The sequence below is a fragment of the Sulfitobacter mediterraneus genome, from assembly GCF_003054325.1.
Classification (GTDB): domain Bacteria; phylum Pseudomonadota; class Alphaproteobacteria; order Rhodobacterales; family Rhodobacteraceae; genus Sulfitobacter; species Sulfitobacter mediterraneus.
The window spans coordinates 109,640-127,455 of the sequence record NZ_QBKU01000003.1 but is presented as its reverse complement, the minus strand read 5'-3'; the positions used below and the strand labels follow the sequence as shown (position 1 = coordinate 127,455).

The window sequence follows — 17,816 nt, the reverse complement described above, 5'->3', positions numbered from 1 at the left end:
CGGGCCATTTTTCCGGCCACCTCGCGTTGAAAGCGACCTGTTTTGTCGGACATAAGACGCGACAAGGTGCGATGCGGGATGCAACGGTGGTGCCAACACGAAAGGAAAAATGATGAGCCTCCGCACAGGTCGCCGCGCCCGCCAAGCCCCTGACACCAGCACCCCGCCGCGCAGCCGCGCTTACCGCCAGATGCGCCATCCCTTTGAACCTCAAAGGGTTTTTTCGGATGACGCAATTGCCAACATGCACCAGATGGCGCTCAGGGCCTTGTCGGAACTGGGGATGAAAATCCTGCTGCCCGAGGCGCGGAAACTGTTTGGTGATGCGGGCGCACTCGTCGATGACAGCAGTCAAATGGTACGGATCGGGCCGGAACTTGTCGCGGCGGCCCTTGCCACTGCGCCCAGCTCCATCCGGTTGCGCGGGCCCAATCCGGACCGCGAACAATGGTTTGAGCCGGGCGCGATGCTGTTTTCAGCGGGGGCCGGTTGCCCCAATACCATTGATGCGGTGCGCGGACGTCAGGCGGGGTGTCTGCAGACCTTTGAGGAAACACTCAAACTGGTGCAAAGCTTTGATGCCATTCATATTCTCGGCCCTTCAGCAGAGCCGCAAGATGTGCCGCCGCATCTGCGCCACTACGCCATGATGCAAGCGCAGCTGAGCATCAGCGACAAGCCAACCTTCATCTATGCCCGCGGGAAAAAGCAGATCTCGCAGAGCCTTGAAATGATCGCGCTGGGGCATGGGTTGTCTGATGACGAGCTGCGCAATGGATCGTGGTCCTACTCCATCATCAACACCAATTCGCCCCGTCAGATCGACGTGCCGATGGCCGAAGGTATCATCGAAATGGCCCGCGCCGGCCAGATGACCATCATCACCCCTTTCTGTCTGGCAGGGGCAATGGCCCCCATCACAGTGGCCGGTGCACTGGTGCTGCAACATGCCGAAGCTTTGGCGGCAATCACCCTGTCGCAGCTCACCGCACCCGGCGCGCCAGTGACCTACGGCGGCTTTGCTTCCAACGTTGATATGAAATCGGGATCGCCTGCCTTTGGCACACCTTCGCATATGAAGCTGACCATCGGTTCTGGCCAACTGGCGCGCCACATCGGGTTGCCCTGGCGGTCGGCGGCAGGTTCGGCGTCCAATACTTCTGATGCGCAGGGGGCCGGTGAGAACCACATGGGGCTCTGGGCAGCACTGCAAGCCAACGCAACGCTGACGGTGCATTCGGCAGGCTGGCTCGAAGGCGGGCTCAGCTTTGGCTTTGAAAAGTTCATCAACGATATGGAAGCCGTACAACAACTGGCCGAAATGGCGATGCCAACCCCCGAAGATCAGGCTAGCCTGGGCTGGGATGCCTTGGCTGATGTGGACCCCGGCGGGCATTTCTTTGCCACCCAACACACCATGGACCGCTACCGCGACGCCTTTTACGCGCCGGTGGTGGCAGATCTGAGCAATCACGGGGCTTGGGTCGAAGCAGGATCAAAAACCTCGACCGAGCGGGCGGTAGATGTCTGGCAAGGCATTTTGCGAGACTTCGCCCCGCCACCAAGTGCCGCCAGTATGGCCGATAAATTGAAAGCGTTTGTCGATAAGGGCACCAAAGCGGGCGGCGCCCCGCCCACCGAAGGTTAAGCCCCCCTCAACGCATAAGGGGGCCAGCCCCCACCGCCGCTGCGCGGCGCTCCCCCCGGAGGTTTTTCTGGCCAAATGAAGAGAAGGACACACTTTTTCTTCATTTGGCCCTTAAACCTCTGGGGTCCGGGGCAAGGCCCCGGGTGTCTGCGAGGCGCGGTGATCGTGCAGAAAGTTTAGGGCGTAATCAGTGACACGCCCGGAATGCGCTGAATGGCCAGAACATCTTCGTCGTAAAGATCGGTCATTTCGTTGACCAGTTCTTCGGTCCAGCCTTCCATGTCCAGCTCTTCTTCGATCTCATCTTCGAGCGCGAATTTGTCGAGGAAGGCGGCGATCACCCGGCGTTTCTGAATTTCGGTCAGATCGGGATGGCCATCAAGATAAGCGCGGAACCTTTGCATACCTTCCTTGCTCATGATCGACGCCAGCAGGTCAAACCCGCCCGCGACCTTTTCATGGGGCTCAAAACCGGCCATCTCGCGGATAATCTGCGACCAAATCAGCGGCATATCCTCGTTGCACCAGATGGTGATCGGCACATGTGGCACCGCTTCCTTGATGTCTTCGATTGTTTCGGACCACCGAACATCCAACGGGTCGTGCGGGCCCCAAAATGCGTCCGGATCTTTCTTGTCCGCCTTGCCGTGCAGGATCGGCAAAAGCGCGGCCGGGTTGCGGATCGCCAGAAAAATCTCGAGGTCATCGTCGGGGAACAGTTCGGCCATAAACCGCATGCGCCGCGCGGCTGCGGGGTAAAGCTGGCCTTTGCGCACCGCCGTAGCGGGCGTGCGGAAAAAGTTGGGGTCGGACAGGATCACCCGGTCTGCTTTGCTGCCGTCGAGGATGACATCCAGCAGCACTTCACGTGCCTCAGCGGAAGCCGGCGTGCGGTGCATCGCGTTCAACGTGTCGCGGATCAGTCCGCGATAGCTGTTCGGCCCCGGCACAGCGATCCCGCGTTGGCCAAATTCACCCTTGTTACGCAGCAGCGATTTCATCAATCGCTCTTGCTCTGTGAAATGCGCACCTGTGTGCAAGATCAATTGCATGATCAACCGCTCAATTTTTATTGCTGTGGAACGTTGAATACAGCGTTGAAGGGCTTGTGTAAAATGCCAATCTGACTGCGCCTGTGGGCCATTGCAATCTTCAGCTGTACTGCGACCAACAACGCCCCAAAAGGGTGAAGTGAAATTTCCTGACTTTTGCTCAAGAGAATGTCTTGCATCCCCCCAAATCATCTTTTAAAGAACGCCCACGCTACGCGGTGACACACGCCAGATAGCACTGACATCTTTGATGTCTGCCCCTATAGCTCAGCTGGTAGAGCAATTGATTTGTAATCAATAGGTCCGCGGTTCGAGTCCGTGTGGGGGCACCATTTCTTTCTCAACATGTCAAAGCATGCCAAGCGTGACCTGATCACAGCTATCGTATTGTCTGCCTTGGCCTTTTTGGCCAAGGCGCGTGGTTTTTGCCCCGCAAGGCTAACCCTTGAGCCGCTCGACGATGCTTTGTGCGGTGACGGTGCCGACGGTGCCTGTGTCGTCCGTCACGTTCAGGGCGGTCTCTGCGCCACTGAGTTGATCTATCAGCTCGGCCACGGGTGTTTCGGCTGAGACTTCGGCGGATGCTGATCCGGCCTCTGCCCCCATCACATCGCGTGCGGTCAGAACCCCCAGCGGGTTCATGTTGGCAACAAAATCCGCCACATATTCCGATGCGGGGTTTGAGAAAATTTCGCGCGGGGTGCCGAGTTGCACGATGCGGCCGCCTTCCATGATTGCGATGCGGCCGCCCAGCTTGAACGCCTCGTCCAGATCGTGGCTGACAAAGATGATCGTGCGTTTCAGGTCGCGTTGCAGGTCCAGCAATTCGTCTTGAAGCCGGGTCCGGATCAAGGGGTCAAGGGCCGAGAACGGCTCATCCATCAGCAGGATCGGTGCTTCGGTGACAAAGGCGCGCGCGAGGCCGACACGTTGTTGCATGCCGCCCGACAATTCGCCCACTTTGCGGTCCGCCCAATCGGACAGGCCAACGAGTGCAAGCTGTTTGTCGGCCCGTTCGAGGCGTTCTTTTTTGGGCACATCGGACAGTTCCAGCGCCAGTGCCACGTTGTCGCGCACGCTGCGCCATGGCAGCAGGCCGAATTGCTGAAACACCATGGATACGCATTCGCGGCGCACCCGGCGCAGATCAGCGGGGGAGCAGCCCTGCACGTCGCAAGACCACGCGCCGTCGTTGACCGTAACATTGCCGCGCACCACGGGGTTCAGACCGTTCACCGCCCGCAAAAGTGTCGATTTGCCCGAGCCCGACAGGCCCATCAGCACGAGGATCTCGCCCTCTTCGACCTCAAAGGAACAATCGTGCACGCCCAGAACTTGCCCGGTGGCCGCTTCGATCTCGGCGCGGCTCTGACCAGCGTCCATCAATGGCAACGCCTTGTCCGGCTTTTCGCCAAAGACGATGGAAACGTTATTAAATTCAACAGCTTTGGTCATTTTCCGCCCACCCGCAACATTCGATCCAGCATGATGGCCACCACCACAATGATCAGCCCGCTTTCAAAGCCGAGGCCGGTGTTCACCTGATTGAGCGCCCGCACAACCGGCACGCCCAGCCCGTCTGCACCGACCAGCGCGGCAATCACCACCATCGACAGCGACAGCATGATCGTTTGGTTGAGCCCTGTCATGATCTGCGGCAGCGCATAGGGCAGCTCAATCTTCCACAGGGTCTGGCTTGGCTTGGCGCCAAAGGCTTCGGCGGCTTCCAGCAGCGCCTTGGGGGTGGAGGAAATGCCAAGTTGCGTCAGGCGGATCGGGGCGGGCAGCACAAAGATCACCGTGGCGATCAGGCCCGGCACCATGCCGATGCCGAAAAACACAATCGCGGGGATAAGATACACAAAGGTTGGCAGGGTTTGCATCAAGTCCAACACCGGACGCATGAACCGGTACAGCTTGGGCCGGTGCGCCGCTGCGATGCCAATCGGCACGCCAACACCCATACAGACCACACAGGCCGACAGGACCAGCGTCAGGCTTTCGGTGGTTTCCTCCCAGTAGTCCTGATTGAGGATAAACAGGAAACCCAGCACAACAAAGATCACGGTTTTCCAGTTGCGTTGGATCACCCATGTGAGCGCGGCGAACAGGGCAATAATGATCAGCGGATGCGGTGTTTGCAGCACCCAGAGGATCGCATCGATCAGTTGTTCCATGAGCAGGGCCAACCCGTCAAAGAACCACGCGCCATTGATTTGCAGCCATTCGAACATTGCCTCTGCAACATCGTCAATCGGCACTTTGTTTTCTGTCAGCCAGTCCATTGCGTCCCCCGCCAAACCGTTGTGTATTCAAAAAAGATGCCCGTCCTGTGATCAGAACGGGCATCTTTCGATTTTAGGCCGAATTTACTTCAGCGCGTCTTTGGCCGCCATCATCGCGTCGCCGCCGTCCATGGTTGTGACACCGGCCAGCCAGCCGTCCAGCACCGATGCATTGGCCTTGAGCCAATCGGTCGCGGCCTCTTCGGGGTCTTTGCCGTCATCCAGGATTGCGCCCATGATTTCGTTTTCCATGGCAAGCGTGAATTCCATGTTGCCCAGCAGTTTGCCGACGTTCGGGCATTCTGCGGCGTAACCGGCGCGGGTGTTGGTGTAGACAGTTGCGCCGCCCAGATCAGGGCCAAAGAAATCATCGCCGCCTTCAAGGTAGGTCAGATCAAAGTTTGCGTTCATCGGATGTGGCTCCCAACCGAGGAAGACAACCGGATCGCCCTTGCGGTTGGCGCGGGCCACCTGTGCCAGCATCCCCTGTTCGGAGGATTCGACCACTTCAAAGTCCTTCAGGCCAAAGGCGTTGTCATCGATCATTGACTGGATCAGTCGGTTGCCGTCATTGCCCGCTTCGATGCCGTAAATCTTGCCATCCAACGCTTCGCCCTTGCCGGCGATGGTGTCAAAGGATGTGATGCCCATGTCGGCGGCAGCCTTGTTCACGGCCAATGTGTATTTTGCGCCTTGCAGGTTGGCGCGGACAGTGTCGACAGTGCCAGCCTCGCGGTAAGGCGCGATGTCAGCCTCCATTGTCGGCATCCAGTTGCCAAGGAAGACGTCGATGTCGCCTGCCGCCATAGAGGTATAGGTCACTGGCACCGACAGGATCTTGGTTTCGGTGTCATAGCCCAATGCGTCCAGCACAACGCTGGCTGCTGCGGTGGTGGCTGTGATGTCGGTCCAGCCCACATCTGAAAAGGTGACTTTGTCACAAGAGGCAGCGGCCACGGACGTGCCGATGGTCAGCGCCAATGCGGTTGTCGCAAGCAAGGTTTTCATGGTTCAGATCACTCCCAGAGGATTTTTATTGATTGATGGGCCAATAAAAAGGCAACTGACCAGACAATGCAACATGATTTATCCCCTAACGCAGGGGGGAGCGGCAAATCGCACTGCGCTTGCGCCCTGCCCGTCCCAGATCATAGACTGTGCGATATTGACGCAGCTTTTTGATCAAGGACATTCCATTGAGCCAAGCCCCCTCCCGCCCGGCACAGCAAAAAACGATGCGCAACTTGCGCATGTTCAGTGGCCTTTATTTGCTGGGATATGTGACCTGTCATTTGCTGAACCTCTGTCTGGGGGTGCTGTCGGTGGATGCAATGGATGCAGCGCGGCCCTACCTCTCGGGCATCTGGACCAATGGCGCGGCGTCTTATGTCACGCTGACCATGCTGCTGCTGCATTATTTTGTCGGGCTGTGGTCGATCTATCAGCGGCCAAGCATTTCAGGCACCGCTCAGGATCTGGTGCAGGCCTTGTCGGGGCTGACCGTTCTGCCTTTGCTGGCGACCCATGCCATAGGCGTTTCGATGTTGCAGCAATCGGGTGTTTTGGTGGATTATGTCCTGATCAACCGGATTTTCTGGCTCAGCAATCCGGGTATCGGACTGACACAGGTCGTTCTGCTGTCTGTGGTCTGGGTGCATGGTTGTGCGGGTCTGTTCATGTGGCTGCGCTCCAAACGCGCGGCGGCGGGGTATCTGCCCTATCTCTATCCATTGGCGGTGGCGGTGCCGGTGCTGGCGTTGATCGGGTTTGCGCAGGCCGGACGGATCGTGCTGGCCGAGGGCGCAGGGCCAGAGCTGATCCGCGATCCGGCTTTTGTGGCGCCGATCCCCTTTGGTTTGATTAAGACCGTAACGAACTGGGTGATCTGGGTATCGGCAGGGCTGGCCGTGCTGGTGCTGGCGGCACGCGGATTGCGCAACTGGATGGCCCAGAATGTGCGAGTCACTGTGACCACCCAAGACATCGGGCGGATTGCGCCCTTGACCGGGCAAAGCTTGCTGGACGGGTTTCGCCGTGCCGATCAACCTCATGCCAATCTGTGTTCCGGGCGCGGGCGTTGCGGCACCTGCGCCGTGCGCATTTTGGACGTGGCCGGCAATCCGCCACCGCCAGCCTCGGCACTGGAGCAGATGACACTGGACCGGATCAACAAAGGCGATGACGTGCGTCTGGCCTGCCAATTGCCGCTTGAACATGGCACCGAATTGACTGTGGCGCGGGTGTTCCCGCCTGATTTTGCATTTGACAGCACCCCTGCGGCCAAACCCCGGCATGATACAGATGAGGTGCCCGCATGATGGTCCGCATGATCCGCGCCGCCCTGCTTTGGCTGAGCCTGACTTTGGCCGCGCTGCCTGCCGCCGCGCAGGACACCGCCGCCGCCGCACCCCTTGATGCCCCCTCAGCCAATGATTTGCACGAATTCACCCGCCTGCTGGCCGATCCGCGCATCCAAGGTTGGTTAACCGCCCAAGCGGACACCGCCGGAGCAATCGCAGATGACAACGGCGCGACCTTTCGCGAAGAGGCCGAAGCTGTCCTGACCGGTATCCGGGCGCGGATCGGCGATCTGGGACAGGCTTGGCGTGCGTTTCCTTCGGCCCCCGCCTTTATTCTGGAGCGTTGGCAAACCAAGGTCACCCCTGCCCAGCAAGTGCGCGGCCTGACCTTTGTTATGATCTTTTTGTTTGTGGGTGCCGGGCTGGAATGGCTGTACCGGCAATACACCAACCCGGTAAAACTGCGCATCGAATTGCAGCATGTCAGCACGGTGCGCGAACGGGTGACGGCGGCGACCTTGCGGTCCCTGATCACCTTGACCGGTTTGGCAATCTTTGCGTTTGGCAGCATTGGCACCTTTGCTGCCTTTTCATGGCCGCCGACGTTGGAAACCTTGGTGCTGAACCTGTTGGTTGTGGTGTTTGGGGTGCGGGCGATACGGGCGCTTTTGGTGCTGTTTCTGGCCCCTTCTGTGGAAGAATTGCGTTTGCTGCCGCTGTCCAACCCGGTGGCCAAATTCCTGTCCAAACTGCTGCTGTGCTTGGCCGGGTTCTTTGTGCTCGCAGCTTCCATGGCAGATGTATTTGGCCGCATCACCGGCAGCGGCGGACAGTCCCCGCAGGCGCTTGGTGTCAGTCTCGCGCTGGCGACGCTGGCATTGGTCCTGACTCTGGCGGCGGTGATCTATGGTTTTGGCAAGATCACAACGGTGCTCGATCTGCCACGCAGCCGTGCACAGCGGCTTTGGCGGGTCTATCTGTGTGTGCTGGCGGTGCTGGTCTACGCTGCATTGGTGTTGGCCCTGCCCGCCTTGATGTGGAGCTTTGCCTTGCTTGGCTTGCTGGTGCCCGGCTTGCGGTTGCTGCGGCTTTGGGTCGATGACAGCTTTGACCGGGCCAAGGCCGAGGTGATCCGTATTGAAGCGCCTGATCCTGCTGATCTGGCTGAGATCGAAGCCAGCGAAGCCGCGGCCGAACCCATTGCTGATTTGCATGACGAAGACGTGGATGCGCCGTTGCCCGACCATCCTTACGAAAGCTACCGCCCGCTGGCGCAACGGCTGGTGCGCTTTGTCGCGCTGTTTGCCATTGGGGCCGTCTTGGCCATGGTCTGGGATCTGCGGGTCTTTGAACGGGCGGCAACGCCGACATTCTCGGGCCGTGCCCTTCGGGTTTTGATCGACAGCGCGGTGGCGCTTTTGCTGGCCGATCTGGTCTGGGTCTGGGCCAGTTCGGCGATCGACCGCAGGTTGGCCGCCTATCGCCCGCCAGAACCGGGCACCGCGCCGGGGCCAGAGGCGCGGATGGCCACCTTGCTGCCACTGCTGCGGGTCACATTGATGGTGACATTGCTGGTGATGGTGGCGATGTCTGTGCTGTCCTCACTGGGCGTCAATATCGCGCCGATCCTTGCGGGTGCGGGTGTTCTTGGCATCGCCATCGGCTTTGGTGCGCAATCACTGGTCAAGGATGTGGTCTCGGGGATCTTCTTCCTTGTCGATGATGCGTTCCGGGTCGGCGAATATGTCGAGATCGACCAATTGCGCGGCACGGTCGAGAAAATCTCGATCCGGTCCCTGCAAATTCGCCACCACAGGGGCGCGGTGCATACCCTGCCCTTTGGCGAGTTGCGTCATCTGACCAACCATTCGCGCGATTGGGTGATCATGAAGCTGGAATTCCGCGTGCCGTTTGAAACCGATCTGAAACTGGTCAAAAAGCTGATCAAGAAAATCGGCGCGGAGATGCTCGAAAACGAATTCTATGGCCATAGCATTATTGAAACACTCAAGTCCCAAGGTGTGCGGCGCATGGAGGAGTTTAACATGGTTGTTGGCGTCAAATTCATGACCCGCCCCGGAGAGCAATGGTTGGTGCGGCGCGATGCCTACCAGATGGTGCGCGACGCCTTTGAGGCGAACGGCATCCGCATGGCCGAACGCAATGTCAAAGTCGAAGTGGCCGGATCGGAAAACATGACCGAAGAGGAACGCACCGCCGTTGCCGCGGCCGCCCAGCAGGCCACGGAAACCCAGCTTGGCCCCAAGGCGCCGATCCCTGATGAGCCATGATTGGGGATTTTTGGACAGGTGCGTGATCTTTGGTGGCAACAATGACGCACCGATGAGGGTTTGCTTGTGGCTCTCTTGATGCTAGAACTGTTGGACTTTTAGCGGACGAAAGACCTCCTTATGACTCTGGCGCAATCCAGTTCGGATTTCATGGCCTGTGCAGACTGCAACATTCGCAATCGTGCTGTCTGCGCGACCTGCGAGCCGCATGAGCTAAGCCGGCTTGAAGATATCAAGTATTACCGGACCTTCGATGCGGGCCAGTCGATCATGTTTGAGGGCGACGAGATGCATTTCGTGGCCTCCGTAGTGTCGGGTGCGGCGACCCTGTCACGCACTCTGCCGGATGGCCGCATTCAGATGGTCGGCCTTTTGCTCCCTTCCGATTTCATTGGCCGTCCCGGCCGTGATGCCGTGGCCTATGATGTGGTGGCGATCCAAAAGGTCACCCTGTGCTGTTTCCGGCGCAAACCCTTTGAAAACATGATCAAAGATACGCCGCACATCGGCCAGCGTTTGCTGGCAATGACGCTGGATGAATTGGAAGTTGCCCGCGAATGGATGATGCTTTTGGGCCGCAAGACCGCGCGGGAAAAGATCACATGTCTGCTGTCTTTGATTGGCCGTCGCACCGCGTCGTTGCATATGCAGAAACTTCAGGATGGCCTGTCGTTTGAAATGCCGATGTCGCGTGAGGCCATGGCGAATTATCTGGGTCTGACCATCGAAACCGTCAGCCGCCAGATGACCGCCCTGCGCAAGGACGGCATTATCGAACTGGGCGGCACCCGCACCATCACCATCCCCGATCTGGCCGGATTGATGGCCGAAACCGGGGACGATACCGATGGGATGATGCTAACCTGATACGTCAGTGCGCCAGGAAAACCGGCAAGATCGCACTTTCCAGCATATGTCGCGTTGTGCCGCCAAACAGCGCTTGGCGCAGGCGTGAGTGGCCGTATGCCCCCATCACCACCAGATCACAGCCCAATTCCTGTGCCCGGCGTTCAATGGTTTGCGAGACCGTGTCGTCGGTGCGCGACAGCACCATCACTTCACATTTGACATCATGGCGGGCCAGAAACTGCGCAAAAGCGCCGCCGGGATCTGACCGATCCGGCGAATCTTTGGCCGGATCTACAATGGCAACATAAACACTGCTGGCGCGGCGCAGCAGTGGCAGCGCCAGACGTGCGGCCCGCAGTGCGGTTGCGCTTTCGTCCCACGCGACCATGACTTTTTTCGGCGGTGCCGACATCTCGTGCCGCTCCGGCAGCAGCAAAAGCGGGCAATCGCCGTCAAACAGCACCGTCTCTGCCGTTTGCGCCACATGCGCCGCCGCGACCCGATCGGAGGAACGCTGTTGGATCACCAGATCGCTGAACCGGATGTGCCGCGTGATGTCATTGCTGCGCGAGGAGGTCAGCGAGGACACCTCATCCACATCCCAGCGGATGTCTTCTTTTGCCAGTTCTTGTTCTGCAACCTCTGCCAGCTCCTTGGCCCGCAACATCCCGTCTTCGAGGCTGGCCGAGATCGGCACCGCGTCTAATGCCCCCTGCACCACGCCGGGCTGGTCCAGACCTGTGCCTAATGCCAGAACCTGAAGATGCGCATCACAGGTGCGGGCAAAACTCGCCGCGGCCTCAATCTGCGAGACGGCTGTTTCTTTGTCGGTCAGAACAGTGGTGACAGTCTGAATGGACATGCTGTTTCTCCTTTTATTTCTTAAACAGCCTGCATGTCGCATTGACCCCTGTCTTTGATATCGCCCAAAAAGAAAACGAACGGCATTTGACTCAGATCAAAGAACATCTGCGAGCCAAGATGCAAATGCTGCTCTACGACGCAAACCGCGCTTTCCCGCTCCTCGGGGTTGGTGGCGGACAGAGGGGACAGAAAATGACGTCTGATTTTTTTAAACTAATCATATTGGGGCTGATTACGATCTTTGCAGCCCTTGCAGCCGATTGGGGCCGCGATCTGGCATATCAGATCCACGCGCTGATCATCATGGCTGTGGCCGCCGGGATGTTCATCTGGGTGCTTCGGCGCACAGACGAGCCAAACAATGGCGGTATCGACGCAAACGGATACATGGACGACGTGGTGCGAGCCGGGGTAATTGCCACCGGCTTTTGGGGCGTTGTCGGGTTTCTTGCAGGCACGTTCATCGCGTTTCAGCTGGCCTTTCCGGTCCTGAACTTCGAATGGGCACAGCCTTATGCGAACTTCGGGCGTCTGCGTCCCCTTCACACATCAGCGGTGATTTTCGCCTTTGGCGGCAACGCGCTGATCATGTCGTCGTTCTACATTGTGCAGCGCACCTGCGGCACACGGCTTTGGGGCGGGAACCTGCGTTGGTTCGTGTTCTGGGGCTATCAGCTGTTTATCGTGCTGGCCGCGACCGGCTATCTGCTTGGTGCCACACAATCCAAAGAATATGCAGAACCTGAATGGTACGTTGATATCTGGCTGACCCTGGTTTGGGTGGCCTTCCTTGTCATCTACATGGGCACGCTGATCAAACGTAAGGAAAAGCACATCTATGTGGCCAACTGGTTCTTGCTGAGCTTTATCATCACCGTTGCGATGCTGCATCTGGTCAACAACCTGTCCGTTCCGGTCAGCATCTGGGGCTCGCGCTCTATTCAGGTGTTCTCGGGTGTGCAGGATGCGATGACCCAGTGGTGGTACGGCCACAACGCCGTTGGCTTCTTCCTGACTGCGGGTTTCCTGGGCATGATGTACTACTTCGTCCCAAAGCAGGCCGGCCGTCCGGTGTTCAGCTACAAACTGTCGATCATCCACTTCTGGGCGCTGATCTTCTTGTATATCTGGGCCGGTCCACACCACTTGCACTACACCGCTTTGCCTGACTGGGCCTCGACCCTTGGCATGGTGTTCTCCATCATCTTGTGGATGCCCAGCTGGGGCGGGATGATCAACGGTCTGATGACGCTGAACGGCGCTTGGGACAAGCTGCGCACCGATCCGATCATCCGGATGTTTGTGATCAGCCTTGCGTTCTACGGCATGTCCACATTCGAAGGACCAATGATGTCGATCCGTGCGGTGAACTCTTTGAGCCACTACACTGACTGGACCATCGGTCACGTTCACTCCGGCGCACTTGGCTGGAACGGTATGATCACCTTTGCGGCGCTTTACTTCTTGACGCCAAAACTTTGGGGCCGTGCGCAGATGTACTCCATGTCCGCGATCAACTGGCACTTCTGGCTCGCGACGATCGGTATCGTCCTTTATGCGGCATCCATGTGGGTGACCGGCATCATGGAAGGCCTGATGTGGCGTGAAGTGGATGCACAGGGCTTCCTCGTGAACTCCTTTGCCGACACCGTTGCTGCGAAGTTCCCGATGTACATCGTGCGGGGTCTGGGCGGGGTTCTATACCTCACCGGCGCGCTGATCATGGTGTGGAACATGTGGATGACCATCCGCGGAGGACAGAAAGTCACTGCCCCCGTCGGTGTGCCAGCTGAGTAAGGAACAAAAACATGTCTGATAATCAAAACACTGCGCCCAAAAAGGGCTTCCTTGCACGCCACGCGATGATCGAAAGATCGGCCACCCTTCTGATGGTTCTGTCTCTGGCAGTTGTCACCATCGGCGGGATCGTGGAAATCGCACCGCTGTTCTACCTCGAAAACACCATCGAAGAGGTAGACGGCATGCGGCCCTACACGCCGCTTGAGCTGACAGGTCGCGAGATCTATGTCCGCGAAGGCTGCTACACGTGCCACAGCCAGATGATCCGCCCGATGCGCGATGAAGTGGACCGTTACGGCCACTACTCCCTCGCTGCAGAAAGCATGTATGACCACCCGCACCAGTGGGGGTCCAAGCGGACCGGCCCTGATGTGGCACGGGTTGGCGGCCGTTACTCTGACGGCTGGCATGTGGATCACCTGATGGACCCACAGTCCGTTGTGCCTGAATCGATCATGCCAAAGTATGCGTTCCTTGCGCGTACCCCGATTGATGCGAAATACATCGAAGACCTGATCCGCACCCAACGTTTCGTCGGCGTCCCCTACACCGACGAGATGGTTGAGAACGCGGCGGCGGACTTCCTCGCGCAGGCCGATCCCGACAGTGACTATGACGGCCTTCAGGAACGCTATTCCAACGCACAAGTCCGCAACTTTGACGGCCAGCCCGGCCTGACGGAAATGGACGCGATGGTGGCTTATCTGCAGATGCTTGGCACGTTGGTTGATTTCTCGACCTTCACGCCAGACGCAAGCCGTTAAGAAAGGAGACCATGATGGAAACCTATTCATGGATGCGGGAATTCGCGGACAGCTGGATGCTTTTGGCTCTGACGCTGTTCTTCCTCGGCGTGATTGTCTGGGCCTTCCGGCCCGGCAGCCGGGAAACCCACCTGGAAACCGCCAACATCCCCTTTCGCAATGACACGACCGGACCTCTGGACGGTGCCGATGGCACCGACCCCAAGGACGGACACTATCAGATCGGAGACGCGAAATGAGCGCGCAGAACACACAGAGCGGAAAGAACGACAAAGTTGATGACGTCAGCGGGATCGAAACCACTGGCCACGAATGGGATGGCATTCAGGAGCTGAACAACCCTCTGCCGCGTTGGTGGCTGTGGTGCTTTTACCTGACCATCATCTGGGGCATCGGCTATTCCGTCGCTTATCCGGCCTGGCCGCTGATCAACGGTGCAACCGAAGGCTTGCTGGGCTATTCCACACGCGGCGAAGTGGCCCAGGATATCGACGAATTCCGCGAAGCCTCGGCGGCGCGGGACGCACAACTGGCCAGTGCCGATCTGGACACCCTGCGCGAGAACGATGACCTGTTCCGCTATGCTGTGTCTTCGGGCGGCTCTGTCTTCCGCAACAATTGTTCGCAGTGCCACGGCTCTGGGGCGGCGGGTGCCAAGGGTTATCCGAACCTGCTGGATGACGATTGGCTCTGGGGCGGCTCCATGGAGGACATCGCCTATACCGTCCGCCACGGCATTCGCAACGATGTAGATGATGATGCCCGCTATTCCGAAATGCCCGCCTTTGGCGAGCTGCTGGAAAAAGAGGAAATCACCGCATTGGTCGAACATGTCCGGTCCTTGTCAGGCGAAGAATTTGACGCGGCTGTCGCGGCACCGGGTGCCGAGCTTTACGCAGACAATTGTTCCTCCTGTCACGGTGACGCCGGCCTTGGTGATCGCGATCAGGGCGCACCCAATCTGGCGGATGCGATCTGGCTTTATGGCGGTGACCGCGAAGCACTGACCGATACCATCACCAATGCCCGATTTGGCGTGATGCCTCCATGGGGTACGCGTCTGACAGAGGCACAGGTGCAGGCGGTTTCGGCCTATGTTCACCAGCTTGGTGGCGGCGAAGAACCCGCCAACTGAGACCAAGCCACAAGGAACTTTGCGCTTGCGGCTCTGTTCGCACCAAGCCGCGCGCAAAGGAAGGGGTGCCTGAGGAGGGGCACCCCTTTTTTTATGGAAGTTTTTCAATCTCATGCTCGGCTGCGAGCATCGCTTTGAATTGGGCCGCGGGTTCTGCCCCCAGCCCTGCCGCTCGGAAGACTTCGGCGGTGAAGCTCACCGGAGCTGTGCCGGGGGCAGTGATCACCCGGCCATCTTGTATAGCGGCGGCTTGGGCCTGATAGCGCCCCTGCCCTTTGTAGCCGGGCGCATGGGCGGGCAGGAACGCGGCATCATTTGACGTATGTGCGTGATCATCCAGTAGCCCGGCCCGCGCCAGTGCCAGCGTGCCGCCGCAGATCCCCGCGACCGTACCACCGCCCTGATGGTGCCGGCGCAACCTATCCGTGATGTCCGGCGCACGGTCCGTTTCCCAGATCATGCCGCCGATCACCACAATCACACCGGGCTGCATTTCCGCCATATCCGCACGGGTCTTTGCCACCCGCACCTGCATCCCGCCCTGCGAGGTCAGATGCGCCGCGCCGAGTGTGACATATTGTATCTCAAGCCCATAGAACGGCCCGCCCGTGCCCCCGATCAAAGCATATTCCCAATCGGCAAATCCATCGCTGAGCAGCACCGCAACCTTGTGCATTCTTTCGTCCTTTCAATGCGTTAATCACCATCGGCCTGACAGTCCAATGGAATTGCGTCCAGCGTAGAACGCAGCTTTTGCGCCGCCCCCTGCGGTCTGCTGACGCAGGCTGTCAGGACACTTGACCCAGATCAAAGCAAGGATCACGCTGCGGCTGCATAACTCCGGTGCGAACAGACCCTTATTTGGACCGATTCAAATGACAGATTCCCCTCAGCCGCTCTATACCCCCCGTGAACCGATCTTCCCCCGCCGCGTGTCGGGCTTTTTCCGCACGATGAAATGGTGGATCATGGGCATCACCCTTGGCATTTACTATTTGCTGCCTTGGGTGCGTTGGGATCGCGGGCCAAACATGCCCGATCAGGCGGTTCTGGCGGATCTGGCCAACCGGCGGTTCTTTTTCCTGTGGATCGAGATTTGGCCGCATGAGTTCTACTTTGTCGCCGGTCTTTTGATCATGGCGGGGCTGGGGTTGTTCCTGTTCACCTCGGCACTTGGCCGGGTCTGGTGTGGCTATACCTGTCCGCAGACGGTCTGGACCGATCTGTTTCTGCTGGTGGAACGCTGGATCGAGGGCGACCGCAACGCACGGATCAGATTGCTTAAGGCCAAGTGGAGCTTTCGCAAATGGCGGCTTCGGGTCAGTAAATGGATCGTCTGGCTGCTGATTTCTATCGCCACGGGTGGCGCCTGGGTGTTCTATTTCACCGATGCGCCCACATTGGCAATCAACCTCTTTACACTGGATGCGCCCTTTGTTGCCTATGCCTCTATCGCGGTTCTGACTGCGACAACCTTTGTCTTTGGTGGGTTCATGCGCGAGCAGGTTTGCATCTACATGTGCCCCTGGCCGCGCATTCAGGCTGCGATGATGGATGAAGGCACATTGACCGTAGGCTACCGCGATTGGCGCGGTGAGCCGCGTGGCAAGCACCGCAAAGGCGCCCGCGCCGCCGCTGCCGCCCGCACCACAACGGCCTATGCCGAAACCGAAGTGCCGGAGTTGGAAGTCGCGCAGGGCGATTGCATCGACTGCATGGCCTGCGTCAACGTTTGCCCCATGGGAATCGACATCCGCGATGGCCAACAGATGGAATGCATCACCTGCGCCCTGTGTATCGACGCCTGTGACGAGATCATGGACAAGATCGGCAAGCCGCGCGGTTTGATCGACTATCTCGCGCTCGAAGATGTGCCCCCCGCCAAGGAAGAACCCGAATACCAAAGCTGGAAGCCCAAACCGGTTTGGCAGCACGTGTTCCGCACCCGCACGATCCTCTACACCGCCTTGTGGTCGATTGTCGGTCTAGGTCTGCTCTTTGCACTGTTTATCCGGTCGGACATCGAACTGACCGTATCTCCGGTGCGCAATCCAACCTATGTGACCCAATCAGACGGGTCGATCCGCAACATCTATGACGTGCGTCTGCGCAACAAATCTGGCGATGACCGCCTGTTCCATTTGTCGCTGACCTCGGAGGAGACCCTGCGCATCAACCTTGAAGGCAGCGAGACCCTCAGTGTAGAAGTACCTGCAGACAGCACGATGTTGCAGCGCGTTTATGTCACCGCACGGCGGCAAGATCCGGCGGCAAGTGCCGATCGGTCCGACTTGCGGATCTGGGTCGAGGATCTCGACACACAAACCCGCGCCAGCACGGCAACGATCTTTAACGGGAAAGGCTCATGATCATGAAGCGTACATTGACCGGCTGGCATGTCTTTGGCATCTTTGCAGGGTGTTTTGCCGTGATTATCGGGGTGAACCTGACCCTCGCCTTTCAGGCGGTCTCGACCTTTCCGGGGTTGGTGACCAAAAACTCCTATGTGGCCAGCCAACGGTTTGACGCGGACCGCGCTGCGCAAAATGCTCTGGCTTGGGACGTTTCTGCCGAGATCGCCGATCAGGTGCTCACGCTGCGCGTGCTGGACCGGGACGGTGTGGCCTTTGAACCGGCAGCGGTCAAAGCCACGCTGGGCCGCGCCACCCATGTGGCCGAAGATGTGACGCCGGCCTTTGTCTGGGATGGCACGGCGCTGGTGGCTGATGTGGATGTGCCAGCAGGCTATTGGACGCTGTGGCTGAACATGACGGCCGAGGATGGCACCGAATTCCGCCGCCGCATCCCGATCACGGCGCGATAGGAAA

At 58.8% G+C, this 17,816-nt stretch carries 16 protein-coding genes and 1 tRNA gene; 11 read left to right on the top strand and 6 right to left on the bottom strand.

The genetic code is table 11. The features are described 5' to 3' along the window. Positions 1-112 precede the first annotated feature (112 nt). Positions 113-1,648, top strand: a complete 1,536-nt coding sequence (locus C8N31_RS05805; protein ID WP_037918409.1) for a trimethylamine methyltransferase family protein — start codon at positions 113-115, stop codon at positions 1,646-1,648. Positions 1,649-1,824: 176 nt separating this feature from the next. On the opposite strand, the gene C8N31_RS05800 is transcribed toward C8N31_RS05805, so the two are convergent. Further along, positions 1,825-2,700, bottom strand: a complete 876-nt coding sequence (locus tag C8N31_RS05800) for a hypothetical protein (protein ID WP_025048404.1) — start codon at positions 2,698-2,700, stop codon at positions 1,825-1,827. Between the two features lie 256 nt (positions 2,701-2,956). Between C8N31_RS05800 and C8N31_RS05795 the strand changes: the two genes are divergently transcribed. Further along, positions 2,957-3,032: transfer RNA gene (locus C8N31_RS05795), tRNA-Thr, on the top strand. Positions 3,033-3,138: 106 nt separating this feature from the next. Here C8N31_RS05795 and choV read toward each other — a convergent pair. The 3 genes from choV to C8N31_RS05780 all read right to left on the bottom strand — a co-directional run bounded on the left by choV (position 3,139) and on the right by C8N31_RS05780 (position 5,993). Beyond that, positions 3,139-4,155: a choline ABC transporter ATP-binding protein gene (gene choV, locus C8N31_RS05790; protein WP_025048405.1), complete on the bottom strand. Its 1,017-nt coding sequence runs from the start codon at positions 4,153-4,155 to the stop codon at positions 3,139-3,141. Continuing rightward, positions 4,152-4,985 (bottom strand): choline ABC transporter permease subunit, encoded by an 834-nt coding sequence (gene choW, locus C8N31_RS05785; RefSeq protein ID WP_025048406.1) that lies wholly within the window; start codon positions 4,983-4,985, stop codon positions 4,152-4,154. Before choW ends, choV begins: the two co-directional genes overlap by 4 nt. An 84-nt stretch (positions 4,986-5,069) precedes the next feature. Continuing rightward, on the bottom strand, positions 5,070-5,993 hold the full coding sequence (locus tag C8N31_RS05780) for a choline ABC transporter substrate-binding protein (protein ID WP_025048407.1): 924 nt from the start codon (positions 5,991-5,993) through the stop codon (positions 5,070-5,072). A gap of 188 nt (positions 5,994-6,181) precedes the next feature. Here C8N31_RS05780 and C8N31_RS05775 point away from each other — a divergent pair, with 188 nt between their 5' ends. The 3 genes from C8N31_RS05775 to fnrL all read left to right on the top strand — a co-directional run bounded on the left by C8N31_RS05775 (position 6,182) and on the right by fnrL (position 10,443). Next, the gene (locus C8N31_RS05775; RefSeq protein ID WP_146173108.1) at positions 6,182-7,303 is read left to right on the top strand and encodes a 2Fe-2S iron-sulfur cluster-binding protein; all 1,122 of its coding nucleotides are present in this window, start codon (positions 6,182-6,184) and stop codon (positions 7,301-7,303) included. Continuing rightward, a complete protein-coding gene (locus C8N31_RS05770; protein ID WP_025048409.1) occupies positions 7,300-9,576 on the top strand; it encodes a mechanosensitive ion channel family protein in 2,277 nt (758 codons plus the stop codon). Before C8N31_RS05775 ends, C8N31_RS05770 begins: the two co-directional genes overlap by 4 nt. Positions 9,577-9,696: 120 nt before the next feature. After that, the gene (fnrL, locus tag C8N31_RS05765) at positions 9,697-10,443 is read left to right on the top strand and encodes a transcriptional regulator FnrL (RefSeq protein WP_025048410.1); all 747 of its coding nucleotides are present in this window, start codon (positions 9,697-9,699) and stop codon (positions 10,441-10,443) included. A gap of 4 nt (positions 10,444-10,447) precedes the next feature. Here fnrL and C8N31_RS05760 read toward each other — a convergent pair whose 3' ends face one another. Further along, positions 10,448-11,287, bottom strand: coding sequence for a universal stress protein (locus tag C8N31_RS05760; protein ID WP_025048411.1), 840 nt, complete (start codon positions 11,285-11,287; stop codon positions 10,448-10,450). Positions 11,288-11,481: 194 nt separating this feature from the next. Between C8N31_RS05760 and ccoN the strand changes: the two genes are divergently transcribed. Genes ccoN through ccoP form a run of 4 tightly spaced genes read left to right on the top strand, consistent with a single transcriptional unit; the run spans position 11,482 to position 14,988 of the window. Beyond that, entirely contained in the window at positions 11,482-13,086 is a 1,605-nt protein-coding gene (gene ccoN / locus C8N31_RS05755; protein ID WP_037918505.1) for a cytochrome-c oxidase, cbb3-type subunit I, read from the top strand. 11 nt (positions 13,087-13,097) lie between these two features. Continuing rightward, the gene (ccoO, locus tag C8N31_RS05750; RefSeq protein ID WP_025048413.1) at positions 13,098-13,853 is read left to right on the top strand and encodes a cytochrome-c oxidase, cbb3-type subunit II; all 756 of its coding nucleotides are present in this window, start codon (positions 13,098-13,100) and stop codon (positions 13,851-13,853) included. Positions 13,854-13,867: 14 nt separating this feature from the next. After that, a complete protein-coding gene (locus C8N31_RS05745; protein WP_025048414.1) occupies positions 13,868-14,092 on the top strand; it encodes a CcoQ/FixQ family Cbb3-type cytochrome c oxidase assembly chaperone in 225 nt (74 codons plus the stop codon). Beyond that, the gene (ccoP, locus tag C8N31_RS05740) at positions 14,089-14,988 is read left to right on the top strand and encodes a cytochrome-c oxidase, cbb3-type subunit III (protein ID WP_025048415.1); all 900 of its coding nucleotides are present in this window, start codon (positions 14,089-14,091) and stop codon (positions 14,986-14,988) included. The genes C8N31_RS05745 and ccoP overlap by 4 nt, the downstream gene beginning before the upstream one ends. Before the next feature lie 91 nt (positions 14,989-15,079). Here the strand turns inward: ccoP and C8N31_RS05735 are convergent, their stop codons facing one another. Continuing rightward, positions 15,080-15,664 (bottom strand): DJ-1/PfpI family protein, encoded by a 585-nt coding sequence (locus C8N31_RS05735; RefSeq protein WP_025048416.1) that lies wholly within the window; start codon positions 15,662-15,664, stop codon positions 15,080-15,082. Positions 15,665-15,863: 199 nt separating this feature from the next. Between C8N31_RS05735 and ccoG the strand changes: the two genes are divergently transcribed. Both ccoG and C8N31_RS05725 read left to right on the top strand, forming a co-directional pair. Then, positions 15,864-17,357, top strand: coding sequence for a cytochrome c oxidase accessory protein CcoG (ccoG, locus tag C8N31_RS05730; RefSeq protein WP_025048417.1), 1,494 nt, complete (start codon positions 15,864-15,866; stop codon positions 17,355-17,357). A gap of 2 nt (positions 17,358-17,359) precedes the next feature. After that, on the top strand, positions 17,360-17,812 hold the full coding sequence (locus C8N31_RS05725; RefSeq protein ID WP_338063670.1) for a FixH family protein: 453 nt from the start codon (positions 17,360-17,362) through the stop codon (positions 17,810-17,812). Positions 17,813-17,816 lie beyond the last annotated feature (4 nt).